Origin of the sequence: Campylobacter curvus, assembly GCF_013372125.1 — a bacterium.
Taxonomy (GTDB): Bacteria; Campylobacterota; Campylobacteria; order Campylobacterales; family Campylobacteraceae; genus Campylobacter_A; species Campylobacter_A curvus.
Genome location: NZ_CP053826.1, coordinates 885,879 through 900,982, shown reverse-complemented (window position 1 = coordinate 900,982; position 15,104 = coordinate 885,879). Strand labels below are relative to the sequence as shown.

12 protein-coding genes and 1 tRNA gene are annotated in these 15,104 nt (G+C 36.2%); all 13 read left to right on the top strand.

The window, feature by feature from the left end:
• Nucleotides 1–108 precede the first annotated feature (108 nt).
• The 13 genes from CCVT_RS04415 to CCVT_RS04355 all read left to right on the top strand — a co-directional run bounded on the left by CCVT_RS04415 (nt 109) and on the right by CCVT_RS04355 (nt 15,015).
• Nucleotides 109–264, top strand: a complete 156-nt coding sequence (locus tag CCVT_RS04415; RefSeq protein ID WP_018135893.1) for a hypothetical protein — start codon at nt 109–111, stop codon at nt 262–264.
• A 171-nt stretch (nt 265–435) separates the two neighbouring features.
• Entirely contained in the window at nt 436–1,182 is a 747-nt protein-coding gene (locus CCVT_RS04410; RefSeq protein ID WP_018135892.1) for a YaaA family protein, read from the top strand.
• Nucleotides 1,183–1,308: 126 nt separating this feature from the next.
• The gene (locus tag CCVT_RS04405; protein ID WP_018135891.1) at nt 1,309–1,611 is read left to right on the top strand and encodes an HU family DNA-binding protein; all 303 of its coding nucleotides are present in this window, start codon (nt 1,309–1,311) and stop codon (nt 1,609–1,611) included.
• Nucleotides 1,612–1,687: 76 nt separating this feature from the next.
• Nucleotides 1,688–1,774, top strand: a tRNA-Leu gene (locus CCVT_RS04400).
• A 344-nt stretch (nt 1,775–2,118) separates the two neighbouring features.
• The gene (locus tag CCVT_RS04395; protein ID WP_018135890.1) at nt 2,119–3,474 is read left to right on the top strand and encodes a hypothetical protein; all 1,356 of its coding nucleotides are present in this window, start codon (nt 2,119–2,121) and stop codon (nt 3,472–3,474) included.
• Nucleotides 3,475–4,642: 1,168 nt separating this feature from the next.
• Entirely contained in the window at nt 4,643–5,458 is an 816-nt protein-coding gene (locus CCVT_RS04390) for a DUF932 domain-containing protein (RefSeq protein WP_018135889.1), read from the top strand.
• 9 nt (nt 5,459–5,467) lie between these two features.
• Complete coding sequence (locus CCVT_RS04385; protein WP_018135888.1) at nt 5,468–6,058, top strand: hypothetical protein; 591 nt, start codon at nt 5,468–5,470, stop codon at nt 6,056–6,058.
• Between the two features lie 11 nt (nt 6,059–6,069).
• A complete protein-coding gene (locus tag CCVT_RS04380; protein WP_018135887.1) occupies nt 6,070–6,783 on the top strand; it encodes a Rad52/Rad22 family DNA repair protein in 714 nt (237 codons plus the stop codon).
• 258 nt (nt 6,784–7,041) lie between these two features.
• Nucleotides 7,042–7,644, top strand: coding sequence for a YagK/YfjJ domain-containing protein (locus tag CCVT_RS04375; protein ID WP_018135886.1), 603 nt, complete (start codon nt 7,042–7,044; stop codon nt 7,642–7,644).
• An 80-nt stretch (nt 7,645–7,724) separates the two neighbouring features.
• On the top strand, nt 7,725–10,154 hold the full coding sequence (locus tag CCVT_RS04370; protein ID WP_018135885.1) for a type I restriction-modification system subunit M: 2,430 nt from the start codon (nt 7,725–7,727) through the stop codon (nt 10,152–10,154).
• On the top strand, nt 10,151–11,248 hold the full coding sequence (locus CCVT_RS04365) for a restriction endonuclease subunit S (RefSeq protein ID WP_018135884.1): 1,098 nt from the start codon (nt 10,151–10,153) through the stop codon (nt 11,246–11,248). The genes CCVT_RS04370 and CCVT_RS04365 overlap by 4 nt, the downstream gene beginning before the upstream one ends.
• Before the next feature lie 3 nt (nt 11,249–11,251).
• Entirely contained in the window at nt 11,252–14,329 is a 3,078-nt protein-coding gene (locus CCVT_RS04360; protein ID WP_018135883.1) for a type I restriction endonuclease subunit R, read from the top strand.
• Entirely contained in the window at nt 14,326–15,015 is a 690-nt protein-coding gene (locus CCVT_RS04355; RefSeq protein ID WP_018135882.1) for a M48 family metallopeptidase, read from the top strand. The genes CCVT_RS04360 and CCVT_RS04355 overlap by 4 nt, the downstream gene beginning before the upstream one ends.
• The last annotated feature ends 89 nt before the right edge of the window (nt 15,016–15,104 follow it).

Below are 15,104 nucleotides of genomic sequence, written 5' to 3'. Positions count from 1 at the left end.
TAGGACATAAAACTACTTTTAACTACTCACTCTAGGAAAAGTAGTCGAACCACCATAATTATCTGTAGATGGGTAATACCCCAAAAACTTTTTAGAAGGAGGCAGTAAATGTATATAGACCCAAAACTTTTTAAAAGACAGTTAGAGTTGGAGCAAGAAGGCATCCAGAGAGGCATTGAGAAGTTTAGGAAAGAAGTAATGGAGGCTAAGGCTAAAGGTAGTTATGATACTACAAATTTAAAATGTAGTATAATTCAAAATTAAGTAAATTTAGAAGTTTTTAAGGCGATCAGGCAAATTACTATATATTAAAGATATTAAAGGCCTAGCAAAACTGCTTGTAGTGATTTAAATATAATTAGAAATTTATAGTATCAATTATAATATAGTAAATTAACCTATGCCTAATACACCAAAACACGCGAGTTTTATAAAATGGCACCAAAAATACTCTTTTCTCCGAGTGAAAGCAAGAGCGCATTTGCAGGCGGTAGCTATATACGAAAAGAAAATTTCACCTTTGCTAAGCTCTTTCATCTAAGGCTTGAAATTTTAAAAAGATACGCTTCATTCGTAAAAACGGCAAGCGATAAGGAGCTTTGCAGGCTTTTTGGTTTTAAAAATTTAGATACCGACGATACTTTAAGAGACGATATCTTCGCAAAAGGCTGTATAAAGGCCATCTTGCGCTATGATGGCGTCGCGTATAAACATTTAAATTACCGGTCGCTAGACACCAAGGCTCAAGGCTATATAGATGAAAACGTTCTTATATTTTCAAATTTATTCGGGCCTATAATGGCCGGTGATCTTATTCCCGAGTACAAACTAAAGCAAGGCGAAAAGATAAATGGCCTTGATATCGAGAAATTTTATAATGAAAATTTTAGCGCAGCTATCGATGAGTTTTTACAAGACGATCATGTTTTGGATCTAAGGGCAGGATTTTACGAGAAATTTTATAGTATCAAAAAAGAATATATAAGCTTTAAATTTCTAAAAAATGGCAAGGTCATCAGTCATCATGCCAAAGCCTACCGAGGTAAAATTTTAAAAGAGATATCAAAAAACAGTGTGAATGATAAAACACAGCTCATGACTTTAAATTTTAAAGGTTTACGCCTGATAGATATGAAAAAAATCGGTCTTAAAACAGAGTTTGCGCTCGAGATAGAAGAGTAAAATGGCCGTTTTTGCCTTTCTTTGTTAAAAATTTTAAAAAATATGGCTAAATTTCGTTAAAAACTATTGTTTTTTTTTGAAAAAGATTGTAGAATTGCCGCATCACACTTCTTAAAAGGATGATTCATGAAAAAAGCTGAATTTATTCAAGCTGTTGCCGACAAGGCTGGTCTTTCAAAAAAAGATTCTCTTAAAGTTGTTGACGCTACTTTAGAGACAATCCAAGCTGTTCTTGAGAAAAGCGATTCTATAAGCTTCATCGGCTTCGGTACTTTCAGTACTGCTGACAGAGCTGCCAGAAAAGCAAGAGTTCCAGGAACTAAAAAAGTTATTGACGTTCCTGCAAGCAAAGCAGTTAAGTTCAAAGTTGGCAAAAAACTTAAAGAAGCAGTAGCTGCCGGCGCTCACAAAAAAGGCAAAAAGAAATAATTTCTTTTATAGAGACCTCTAGCAGGTCTCTATTTTTACTCAAATTTTTACCCATATAAATTTTTATTATTTTTTAGCCCGAGTGGTGAAACTGGTAGACGCGCTAGACTCAAAATCTGGTAAGGGCAACCTTGTGTCGGTTCGAGTCCGACCTCGGGCACCATCGATTATATCATTATTCTAGAGCTTTTATAAAAATCCAAAAGACACAAAATTCTAATCAAGGGTACACATTAGGGTACACATTTTTAAAAAAGATTATTTTAGTAGTATAAAAATAAAGAAATAATGCTACAATTGTTTTAAAAAATATGGAATAAAGATGTTTGCTGAGCTATATTGTATAAAGGACTATAGGCGTATTTTTGTAGGTGAAACAATAATTTGTTCTTCAACACAAATACCTTTTAGATATTTCAATTACGACATACTTTATCCAGACAATTTTCTCGATGTTTATTATCTTAATACTAGATTTTTTTTCTTAATTTAGCCAATAAGGGCCATTTGTTTTGGATTGATCAGAGAGGAAATATTGTTCATTGCTATCAAAATACAAAAAAATATATTCCATTGCAAAATATAGACCTTCTCTTGGGCAGTCTATCTAAACAAAGCGTAAAAACATTTAAAAATCAATTGGAGTTAATGCACTGGGAAATAAAGCAGCAAAAACCGGATAAGAAAAAGCAGTCCGTTACACCACTTCAGGCAAATACCACACTAATCCCCCTAAATGCTCTGCCTATAATTTTGGGTGAAAAATTTTCTGTTAACAAAGAGCAATTTATAAAAGAAAGTAATGGAATATATATAAATAAATTTTATCCCAATAGTTGCCTTGCAGACACTGCAAATCTTATATTCAATATAGGCAAAATATATCCTCTATGTAGCGGTAAATATAATACCGGAAACAAGATGGATCAAGATAAATATTACCATGTAATGCAATATTTATACCATATATCTGGATATAGAACAGACGGGTTTAATTATATAATGTGCTGGCTATCTAATATGATTAGATATATTACAAATAATACAATGAATAGTGATCTATTTCGTAGCGTATTAATTCTAAGGGGTGGAGAAAAGTCTGGCAAAGAAATATTTTTTAATCAGATTATTCAACCTATTTTTGGAAACGAATATTGTTTAAAAATAGACGACAAAACGTTATCCAAAAAAAACATAGAAAAAGAAAAATCTAATAAAATATTCTATAATTTTGATAATATATCAAGCAGCTCGCTGAAAGACATAGAAAATAAAGAGCTTATTCGAGATATTCTTATAAAACGAGATAAAAACATAGTTGGTATCGTTATAACTACGGATAAAAAATATATACCTTATGACTTGTCCGGTGTCGAGTACGTAGTTTTAGATTTACCTGATGACATAAAAACAATGTATATACCAGATGAATTTCATAGCCAGCTTAGCTTAAAATACGATTTGTCTGTCGATTTGGATACTTTTTCTAGTATTTTAAAATGCTATAATTATAGTAAAGAAATATTATATATAAAAGATATGGATATAACAAAAAAAGCTACATTGGAAGACTGCATTATAGAATTTGCTAGCGAGCTTGCCAGTAGTCAAAATATGCTAAACCAAATAGATAAAGTAAAATGGAATAACACGGATGAAACTTTTGAGAATATAAAAAAACTATATGATAAACATAAAAAAGTAGAACGAAAATACATATACGAAGTCTTTAAACAAAAATACGACTATGATATTAGCGCTACTACTTTATATAAAAAACTAAAAGAGCTTGATGGAAATTTATTCAAAACAGTACTAGCTCCAGGCGGAGCAAAATGCTTCTATTTCCCAGACAAAAATTAGATAAATATTTTTAAAGTATTAATATTATACTTAATTAATATTATGTTTCTTTTAGTGTTTCTATTATATTTCTAGATATAGATAAAAATAAATTTAATGTTTCTATTCTAAAGTTAGAAACATTAAAAAGATAATATAGAAATACTTATAAAATACCTAAAAAAGCGTATTTTATAGCACTTTTGTTTCTATACTATTAAAATATTATATTTTAAAATTAATACATAAATTCCTAAAAATACAATACTTTTTACTTATATACATATATAATTATATAGAAACTATTTATACATTATACAATGATAAAAGTAAATATATACTATCTAAAAAAATAGTTGCATAAATTTTAGATTTCGTATGCGCTTTTAGTACTTTCTTTTTTCAGCAGCTCAATCCATTGACAAAATACAACCCAAGGATTTTGAAAATGGAAATTTATGCAAATTATGATTCGCTCCTTCCAAAAGGATTGCTGTTTAGCATAAAGGATATAGAGGAGATGAACTTGATAAAATCTGATATGCTAAAGAAGTTGATTTACAATAGAGAAATAGAGGTGGTGAAGATCGGCACCAAGAATTTTATTAGTAGGCAAGTCTTGATTTTATTCTTAGAAAGCAACACTCTGCCCGCCCTAAACTAACAAAACCGCTACAAATTAAACAATATCACCCTTTTTATTTTACGAACTTACAAAACGCCCCCCCCTACTTCAACAAGGCACAAAGATCTCCACCTATGGCTAATCTGCCATGGGTGGAGATAGGATCAAAATGAAAAAATTTCAATTATATATTATTTATATAAGCATATAGAAATATATCGCTACTTTACTTTTTAAGGAGCTAATATGGTAAATCATTGCTTTTTACCGAACAAGAGGCCGTCTTGGATCAAAAGACTAATCCATAAGCTATTACATCTAAAACGCAAAAGGAATAGATATGAGTTCTAGCGTAGTCAGTATAGGCGATAGTTCACCGACGGCAGAAACAGGTTTTGGATATTTTCCAATCAACTGCGTAATTTTTAAATTATACTTTTAGGAGGCGTAAAATGGGAGTTTTTTTAGAGATAGTGATGGCTGTCGCTAAAATAATTAAGGATAGTATAGACGAATAACCTTGCTATTCATAACCGAAATAATAGTCGAAAGGAGAAACAAAAAATGACTATATCAAACGAACCGCTCACTAATGAGCAATTAGAGCAACTAGCTCTGTCTTTGTTTGCGGACGAACCGTATTTTGAAGCAAGCGACAAGTATCACTTTATATCTACGATCGACGTAATAAACGAGATCAGGGATTATGCTTGGTATCCAGTAGGCGTAAGCGAAGCAAACGTGAGAGACGAAAAGAAAGAGGGATTTCAAAAGCATTACGTAAGGTTTCGTCATCTAGACGATTTTTTAAACCCGGGAGAGAATATAGTAGAGATTTTGCTGTTTAATTCGCACGATAGAAGCAAATGCTTTAGTATAAGCGCAGGCGTATTTAGATTTGTTTGCACTAACGGCCTAGTGGTATCAGACGAAGTATTCGAGTCTTACCAAATAAAACACTTGGGCGACAAAGAAAACGACGTATCGATCGCTATAAACAAAATAGCCAAAGCCAAATACGATATTTTGAACAAAATAAAGCTATTTAGCAAAATACCGCTAACCCAAGACGATAAAGCAAGCTTTGCCAAGGCTGCGATCCCGTTAAGATTTGAAAAGCATTTGGAGGTGGATTATAGAGATTTATTGGTTCCGCACAGAATAGAAGACGAGAAGGACGACCTATATACTACCTTTAACACCATCCAGGAACATTTGATTAGGGGTAACATTAGCGGAGTTAACGCCGAAACGAATAGGCGATTTACTAGTAGGATTATAAAATCGATTTCTACCGATACCGATATAAACAAGAAGCTTTGGAATATGGCAGAAAACATCGCCAAAATCAAAGCTACTCAAAACAAGTTGATAGCATAAGGCAGAAAAATGAAACTTATAAACTACAAGCTACAATCTGAGATAGAACGCTTAAACGAAAATAAGCCTACACAAAATTTTAAAGAGTATCTTAAAGGCATCCTAGAAAACAATAGTACGAGCTACTTTCAAAAATGCGACTACTTAGGGTTATCTCTAGACGAGATTAAAAATAAGATAGACATTTTATCTCAAGACATACAAGAGCTTCAAACTCTGAAACGAAACTTAACACAAGCGCTAGAGATCGCAAAAGAGATAGTGGCGGAAGTTTTCTTGGAAAACGGTATCGACAGAATAGACGGTAACGTAATCTCATCTTTAACTCTAATTAAAGAAAACATAAAGACAAAAGACGAAATCAAGATTAAAGACGAGGCTGCGTTAATGAGCTTAGGCTACGTAAAATTTAGCCTTGATATGGAAGCTATAGAAGAAGGACTAAAAGACGGTAGACGAGATGAAATAAAGGGTTTTGCGGAAATTTCGATCGTTAGCACCGTTTGCCCAGCCAAAATCAAGGTTAATAAAAAGAGAGACGTCAAACCTAACAATATCAATATGCTCCCAGCAAACGACGAGCTTCCAAAAGCCGTTTAAAAGGATATTAGATGTTTAACGAAAAGCAAATTAAAATCCTGCAAGAAGAACTAGATAGCAGTAGGATAAAAACAAGAGAAAAGGCCAATATTAAATTATCCTACTTGGAAGGTTTTGACGTTATAGAAACCGCCAATAATATTTTTGGATTCGGGAGCTGGAGCTATAGCATCGTTTCATTAGGGCAAGTGTCGCAAGAGACGAACAATAATCAAAATGCCGTTATTTGTTATAAAGCCGTAGTCAAGGTCTATGTCTTTAGCTTGGATCACTCCAAATGCATTACTCGTCAAGACGTAGGATTTGGCACAGGGGTAGCCAAAAGTCTAGCAGACGCTCACGAAAACGGCGCAAAAGAGGCCGTAACCGATGCACTAAAAAGGAGTTTGCGGACATTTGGAAATCAATTCGGCAATTCTCTATACGACAAAAGCCGTAACTACGTTCCGCAAAAAGCACAGCAAAACAATTTGTCAAAAGCTACCGTCATCCTGCACAAGCAAGAACACAAACCTAACTTCTATACCGGACAGAACAACCTCAGCCAAACCGACAAGCAAATGACCTTACAAAATTTAGGTTTAGACATTGTCCAACGAAATGGATTTTTGCTAGTTACTGGGAAAGACGTATTTTCAAAGAAGGATACGATTAAATCTCTTGGCTTTAGATGGGACAACGGCAGCAAGCAATGGTATAAAGCCATTAACCCTAACGTTGCATAATAAATATACGCTCAAAGTCCAATATGGGCTTTGAGCGTATATTAATATTTTACTTTTTTTGTTTTGCCATAAGTACGTATATTAACTGATAATTTAAGACGTATAGAATATCAAGCCCTTAGCTAATCGGCTATATTGATTTCTATAGGCTTTGATTTTAGCATAATAAGTATTATTAATTAAATTAAAATTATTAATAGATACAAAAATAGCTAAATATACGATCTGTAGTTATCTAAAATATCAAAGGAGTTAAATATGACAAAGAAACACTGTGGCAGAACAGAACAGAGAAGGCAAGAAAGCCTAAATGAATATGTAGATGGAATTATGCAAACTAATTCCAGGATAGACGTGATAAGAGTTGATTTGTATTATAGACAAGAAAATAGAGACGACGTTACATTGGAAAGCTTTGACAATGATATCAACCGCTTGTACAACAATAAACGAGGCAATACACTATTTAAAAATTCAAAAGGGTATATTATCAAAATGGAGCAAGGAGATAGTGGATATAACCACTTACACGCTCACGTTGTTATCTTTATGGATGGGCAAAATACTAGAGAGCAAACAACACCAAAGACAGCCAAACGTCTTTGCGACTATTGGAATAATAATATTACAAAAGGCAAAGGGTGTTCTTATAATTGCAATTTAGGAAAGTATAAGAATAATGGGCTGGGTAGAATTTGCTACGACAACAAAGAAAAAATACAAATTCTGAAAGAGAAAGTGCTACCCTATCTATGTAAGGGAGAGCAAAATATAGTCAATGCAGACGGAAAAAGCTTTAGAGCTTTAAGGCGAGGCGTGATGCCGAAGAAAAACAATAAAGGCAGGCCTAGAAAGAATTAGCCGTATTGATGTATTTTATGTCAATTTTCACGCTCTAAATGCTATAATCTAGCCAAAATTTCAATAACCTAGGTATAAATATGGCACTCAAAAAGACAGAACTTTATTCATCGCTTTGGGCTAGTTGCGATGAACTGCGCGGCGGCATGGACGCAAGCCTTTACAAAAACTATGTTCTAACGCTCTTATTTTTAAAATACATCTCAGACCGCAAAGACAGCACGGTTTTGGAGCTACCTACGGGTACAGATTACGCAAGCATTGTCGCGCTTAAACACAAACCGAGCATAGGCGATGAACTAAACAAAAAGATAGCCTCTATCGCAGAAGCAAACGACCTTCAAGGCGTTATAAATCAAGCTGATTTTAACGACGAGGATAAATTAGGCAAAGGCAAAGAGCTGGTTGATAGGCTTAGTACGCTAGTATCGATTTTTGAGAACCTTGACTTTTCGTCAAACAGCTCTGAGGGCGATGACTTGCTGGGCGATGCATACGAGTACCTCATGCGCCATTTTGCGACGGAATCCGGTAAATCAAAAGGACAGTTCTATACCCCAGCCGAAGTATCGCGCATTATGGCGCAAATCATAGGCATTCCGCCTACCGCCAACCGCTCTACAACTGTTTACGACCCAACTTGCGGATCCGGCTCACTCTTGCTTAAAGCTGCCAATCAGTCAGAATTAGGACTTAGCATTTACGGTCAAGAGATGGATGTAGCCACATATGCACTTGCTCGTATGAATATGATACTCCATGGCAACGACACCGCCGACATCCGCCAAGGAAACACTATGGCTCAGCCTGCATTTGCCGATAAAAATACACTAAAACGTTTTGATTTTGCCGTGGCAAATCCGCCGTTTTCTAACAAAAACTGGACAAACGGCATAGTTCCAACAGCAGACATCTACAACCGTTTTGAAATAGGCATCCCACCAGAAAAAAACGGCGATTACGCATTTTTACTACATCTTATAGCGAGTCTTAAAACTACTGGCAAGGGCGCTATCATCTTGCCTCACGGCGTGCTATTTCGGGGCGATGCTGAGGCTCGTATTCGTAAGGAGCTACTTCGCCGAGGCGTTATCAAGGGCGTCATCGGGCTACCGACAAACCTATTTTACGGCACAGGTATACCGGCATGCATTATAGTTATAGATAAGCAAAATTCATTTGACGCTACATTTAACGAAAAAGGCGAAGTTTTAAGCGGTCGGGGCGTCTTTATGATAGATGCATCAAAAGGCTTTATAAAAGATGGCAACAAAAATCGCCTTCGAGAGCAAGACATACATAAGATAGTAGATACCTTTACGACACAAAAAGAGCTAATACGCTACAGCCGTTTAGTCTCATTGGATGAAATTTCTCGCAACGACTACAATCTAAACATACCGCGCTATATCGATAGTGCCGACAAAGCAGATACGCAAGACTTACATGCGCATTTATATGGTGGTGGTATCCCAAAAGGTGACATTGATGACTTGGGCGAATTTTGGAGTATTTTTACACAAACAAAAACTAAAATTTTTACGCCTAATGGCTCACTTTATTCGCCAAATTTTGCCCCAAGCGAACTAAAGGCAACGATACAAGCATCAAGCGAATATGCAAAATTTGAGAACGAAATTTTATCGCATTTTGAGAATTGGCACGATGAAAATGATCTAAAATCCATAAAACAAAAAGATCATCCAAAAGAGCTTATTAAAACATACGGCGAAAGTCTTTTAAAACACTTTAAAGAAACTAAGCTAGTGAGCGATTATGACGTTTACCAGGTCTTTATGGACTATGTCGCAGATACATTAAGCGACGACGTTTATGCTATCGCACAAAACGGATGGCTAACGGCGCGCGATCTAATGCCAGTAGAAAAAGGCGATAAACAAACGCCGAATTTAATCCTAGGCTCTGGAAATAAAGCAAAGAAATTTGTAAGCGAGATCATCCCGCCGGAGCTTATATCAAAGCGTTATTTTGCGCAAGATATAGATCAAATTTCGCTCCTTGAAACCAAGGTTAGTAAAAAGCAAGATGAATTTATAAATTTTGTAGATGAGTTCGGAGAGGACGAGCTATCAAACGCCTATGACGATAAAGACAAGATAACCCTAAAAAGCCTAAAAGAAGCTATAAAGCAAACTAGCGATAAAAATGAGCAAGAAATTTATAACAAAGCACTTCAAATTTTAACCAACCAAAAAGAACTCGAAAGCACTCTAAAGGCCGCCACTGGGAAGTTAAATCAAAAAGTATTTGACAAATTTAAAACCCTTGACGAGAATGAGATAAAAACCTTAGTCGTAGATGATAAATGGCTAAATGAACTAAAAGAGCAAATTTTATCCACCGTAGAACGAGCTGTGCAAGAGTGTATAAATCGTATAAGCACGCTTGCATCTCGATACGATAAGACGCTAGATGAGCTCACTGAGCGTGCCAGCACTCTATCTCTTCGTGTCAAAGCCCACCTTGACGCAATGGATAAAGCAAGATGAGTAGTCAAATTTACGAAGGTCAAATCCCGGATGGGTGGTATGTTGCAACTCTTGGAGAAATTTGTGAAATTTCAGCTGGTGGGGATTTGGGCAGATTAACTTTTTCGCATATCAAAACAGACAAATTTTTAAATCCTATTTACTCAAATGCCGTAAGCAATAATGGACTTTATGGATATTCGTCGGATTTTGATTTCGAAGGAAATTTTGTAACAGTTACCGCAAGAGGCTACATTGGCTACGCAGTTGCTAGAAGTGGTAAATTTTGTAGCATAGGTCGGCTTTTAAATTTAAAACCAAAATTTGATATTTCTTGTTATTATGTTGCTGAATATATAAATCAATTTATATATTTTGTCATTGAGAGCACGGGCGTCCCACAACTAACAGTACCGCAAATTTCAAAATATAAAATTTTAATGCCAAAAGATAAGGCAGAGCAAGAAAGGATCGCACAAGTGTTAGGCGATATGGACGATCTTATAAGCGCCAAGTGCAAACTTTTAGACAAAAAGCGTGATATAAAACAAGGCGTCGCCCAGCAACTTCTCACCCCCAAACCCCACTGGCACACTGCAATGCTTGGTGAAATACTACAATACGAACAGCCGACGAATTATATTATTCAAGATATTGAAATTTTAGAAAAAGGCAGTGTACCCGTTTTAACGGCTGGTAAAAGTTTTATTCTTGGCTATACAGAGGAGGAATTTGATTGTTATGAAAATTTTCCTGTAATTATCTTTGACGATTTTACCACCGATAGTAAATTTGTAAATTTTCGATTTAAAGTCAAATCATCTGCAATGAAAATGTTAAAACCAAAAAATGAAAAAATTTCAATCAAATTGGCCTTTATGCTTTTACAGAATATCAATTTTTTTGTTGGAGATCATAAAAGGCATTGGATAAGCGAGTTTTCTAAATTTGAAATTTCCTTTCCGGATATCACCGAACAAACCAAAATCGCCCAAATTTTAAGCGATATGGACGATGAAATTTCGGCTTTGCAAGACGAAATAGAGAAGTTAAAAATGATAAAACAAGGCGTCATGGGAGAGCTATTAAGCGGTAAAATAAGGCTAAAAGGGTAAGTTATGCAGGAAAATATGGTAGAAAAAGAGATAAAAACGCAAGAGCGAGTCATAGATCTTTTTAAAAACGAGCTTGGCTACGAATATATAGGCGATTTGCAAGGTCTTGATAATAAAAACATAAGAGAGGACGAGCTTAGGGGGTGGCTGCAAGATCGTGGCTACAGCGATAAGCTTATAGATAAAGCCTTAAAAAAACTACAATATGAAAATTACACAAGAGGTGATCGAAAACTATATGATGCAAATGAAGCCATATATTCGCTTTTAAGATACGGCGTAAAAGCAATAGAAGAAGTAGGCGAAAATAATCAGAGTGTCTGGCTCATCGACTGGGATAATCCGCTGGCAAATAAATTTAGCATAGCCGAGGAAGTAAGCGTAAAAACTACAAACGGCGAGTTTGACAAACGTCCCGATATAGTGCTTTATATAAACGGTATAGCCGTTTGCGTGCTAGAGCTAAAGCGTTCAAGCGTGTCGGTGAGCGAAGGCATAAGGCAAAATTTATCAAGCCAAGATAAGAGATTTATAGAGAGCTTTTTTACCACCGTGCAGCTTGTAATGGCTGGAAACGAAAGCGAAGGACTAAGATACGGCGTGATAGAGACGCCTGAAAAATACTTCTTAGAATTTAAAGAAAACGGCGAAAAACTAAGTTTGTATGGCGGGCTTAAAGCGATTTGCGGGCGAGAGAGACTGGTTGAAATTTTACACGACTTTATCATATACGACTGTGGGATAAAAAAGACTTGTAGGCATAATCAATATTTCGGCGTAAAACGTGCGCAGGAGTTTTTACGCTATAAAAAAGGCGGTATCATCTGGCATACGCAAGGTAGCGGCAAAAGCCTAAGTATGGTCTGGCTTGCAAAATGGATAAAAGAAAATTTAAACTCTAGGGTACTTATAATCACGGACAGAACCGAGCTTGACGAGCAGATAGAAAATGTCTTTAACGGCGTAAAAGAAAGCATTTACAGAACAAAAAGCGGAGCTGATTTGCTAGAAAAATTAAGCAACGCCGAGCATTCACTCATATGCTCGTTGGTGCATAAATTTGGCAGAAACGGCGCGGAAGACGAAAGCGATGACGGAGCCATGAGCGCGTATCTGGACGATATAAAGCGTAGAGCGGGAAATTTTAAGGTAAATGGCGATGTAGTTGTATTTGTGGATGAGTGTCACAGAACGCAATCCGGAAAGCTACACGAAGCTATGAAAATGTTAATGCCTGATGCGATTTTTATCGGCTTTACAGGAACACCGCTTTTAAAAAACGACAAAAAAAGCTCGGTGCAAGTATTTGGCGAGTTTATACATACATATAAATTTGACGAAGCGGTTCGTGACGGCGTGGTGCTAGACCTTGTATATGAAGCTAGAGACATCGAGCAGTGGCTAGGCTCAAAAGATAAACTAGACAAAGAATTTGAAAACAAAACAAGAGGACTAAGTGACCTGGCTAAGGGTGAAGTAAAGGCTAGATGGGCGACTTTACAAAAGCTGATGAGTTCAAAACAAAGGCTTGAGAAAATCGCAGGCGACATACTTTTTGATATGGAGAATAAAACTAGACTAAGAGAGCGCGGAAATGCGATATTCGTCTGTTCTAGCGTATATGAAGCATGCGAGGCGTATAAGATTTTTAGCGATAACGGATTTGAAAAAAGATGTGCGGTGGTATCTAGCTATAGACCGACCGCATCAGCGATAAGAAACGAAATAACTCCAGATGGTATGAGCGACGGCGAATATAAGTATAAAATTTACAAGCAGATGATAGCTAACTACTACGACATAAACACTAAAGATGTAGATGATGCTAAAGCTGATAAGTTTGAGCTAGACGTAAAAAAAGAGTTTAAAGAAAAACCTGAACAAATGAAGCTTTTAATCGTCGTCGATAAACTCTTAACTGGTTTTGACGCACCAAGCGCGACATATCTATATATCGATAAACCTATGCGCGATCACGGGCTTTTTCAAGCTATATGCCGAGTAAACCGACTAGACGGAGAGAGCAAAGAGTATGGATATATCGTGGATTATCGCGATCTTTTTAAGAGCTTAGAAAAAGCGTATAGCGACTATACAAAAGAGGCATTTGATGGGTACGACGAGAGCGATATAGTTGGGCTTTTAAAAGACAGACTCGAAAAAGGCAAAGAAGACCTAGAAAATACATGGGAAATCTTGGGCGCAATATGCGAGGGTGTAAAGTCGCCAAAAAGCGATAAAGAATTTATAGAGTATTTTTGCGGCGATAGTAGGGAAAATTTAAAAGATGAGATGCAAACCAGAAGGCTTAGCTTCTACCGTGCGATTGCGAGTTTTATCAGAGCGTATGACGGAGTAGCAAATGAACTTTTAAAGCTAGGTTATAGTACAGAGCAAGAGCAGCAATGGGCTAATCGCGTAAAGAACTTCTCTATGCTAAGAGATACCGTCAAACTAGCAAGCGGAGATTATGTAGATATGCGAAAATGGGATAATGATATGCGTATACTCATCAATAGATATGTAAATGCCGGCGACAGTAAGGTCTTAGCAGAATTTGAAGACAAGGGCCTGCTTGAAATTTTAATACAAAATGAGGGCATCAGCGAAGAAGAAAATGGTGCACTAGGTGGCAATGAGGCGGTTGCCGAGGCGATAGAAAATAACATAAGGCGTATAATAGTCGATAATAATCCCCTAAATCCAAAATTTTACGAAAATTTATCCCAAATACTAGACGAACTGATAGAACAACGTAAAAAGGGTGCGTTGGACTATGAAAAGTATCTAAAAGAGGTTATAAGCCTAGCAAAACAGCTACAAATAAAAAATACAAACAACATATATCCACCAGAGATAAATAGCGACGGCAAACGAGCTATATATGATAACTTTAGTCAAGATATAAACTGGATCGCCAGACTAGATGAGACAATCAAAACATATAAATCAGACGGATATATCGGTAACAAAATGAAAGAACGCGAACTAATGCGTACCATAAAACCACTATCGGATGAAAAAGGCGTGGATATAGATAAGCTTTTTGAGCTTATAAAGCTACAAGAAGAATACCAATGAAAATAGGCTCGATTGATGTTGCGGTAGCGCGAAAAGACATAAAAAACCTACACATCTCCGTAATGCCGCCAAATGGCGAAGTAAGAGTAAGTGCGCCGTTTGATGCGAGTGATGATAGAATTCGCATGGCTGTGGCTGGCAGGCTCGCATGGATACGTAAACATCAAAATATTTATAACTCGCAAGAGCGCATAGGTGCAAGAGAGATAGTAAGCGGCGAAAGTCACTATCTGTGGGGTGAGCGATATCTAATGCAGGTAATAAACGGGGTCGGCGGCGTGACGGTAAAGCATAATAAGATGGTATTAAGCGTGCAAGATGGCGGAAATTTTGAAAGTAGAAAACGAATTTTAGAAAAATTCTACCGAAATGAACTAAGGACAAAAATCGCAAAAATACTAGAAATTTGGGAAACAAAAATCGGAGTAAAATCAAGCTCCATAAGAATCCTAAAAATGAAAACCAAATGGGGAAGTTGTAATATAAAAGATGGCAATATTGTTATCAACTACGAACTCGCAAAAAAACCGCTAGAATGCCTAGAATACATAGTCGTTCATGAGCTTGTACATATGCTAGAAAGACACCATAATAAAAATTTCATAGCATACATGGATAGGTTTTTGCCAAACTGGCGAACGATAAAAAATATGCTAAACGCATTGCCACTAGAAAATTTAAAATAATACAACGCCTTTGAAATTTGATGCTAAAAATTATTAAAGCAAGCATTCGCAGCGTAGATTTGATAGCCAAAATACTAAAAATGAAAATT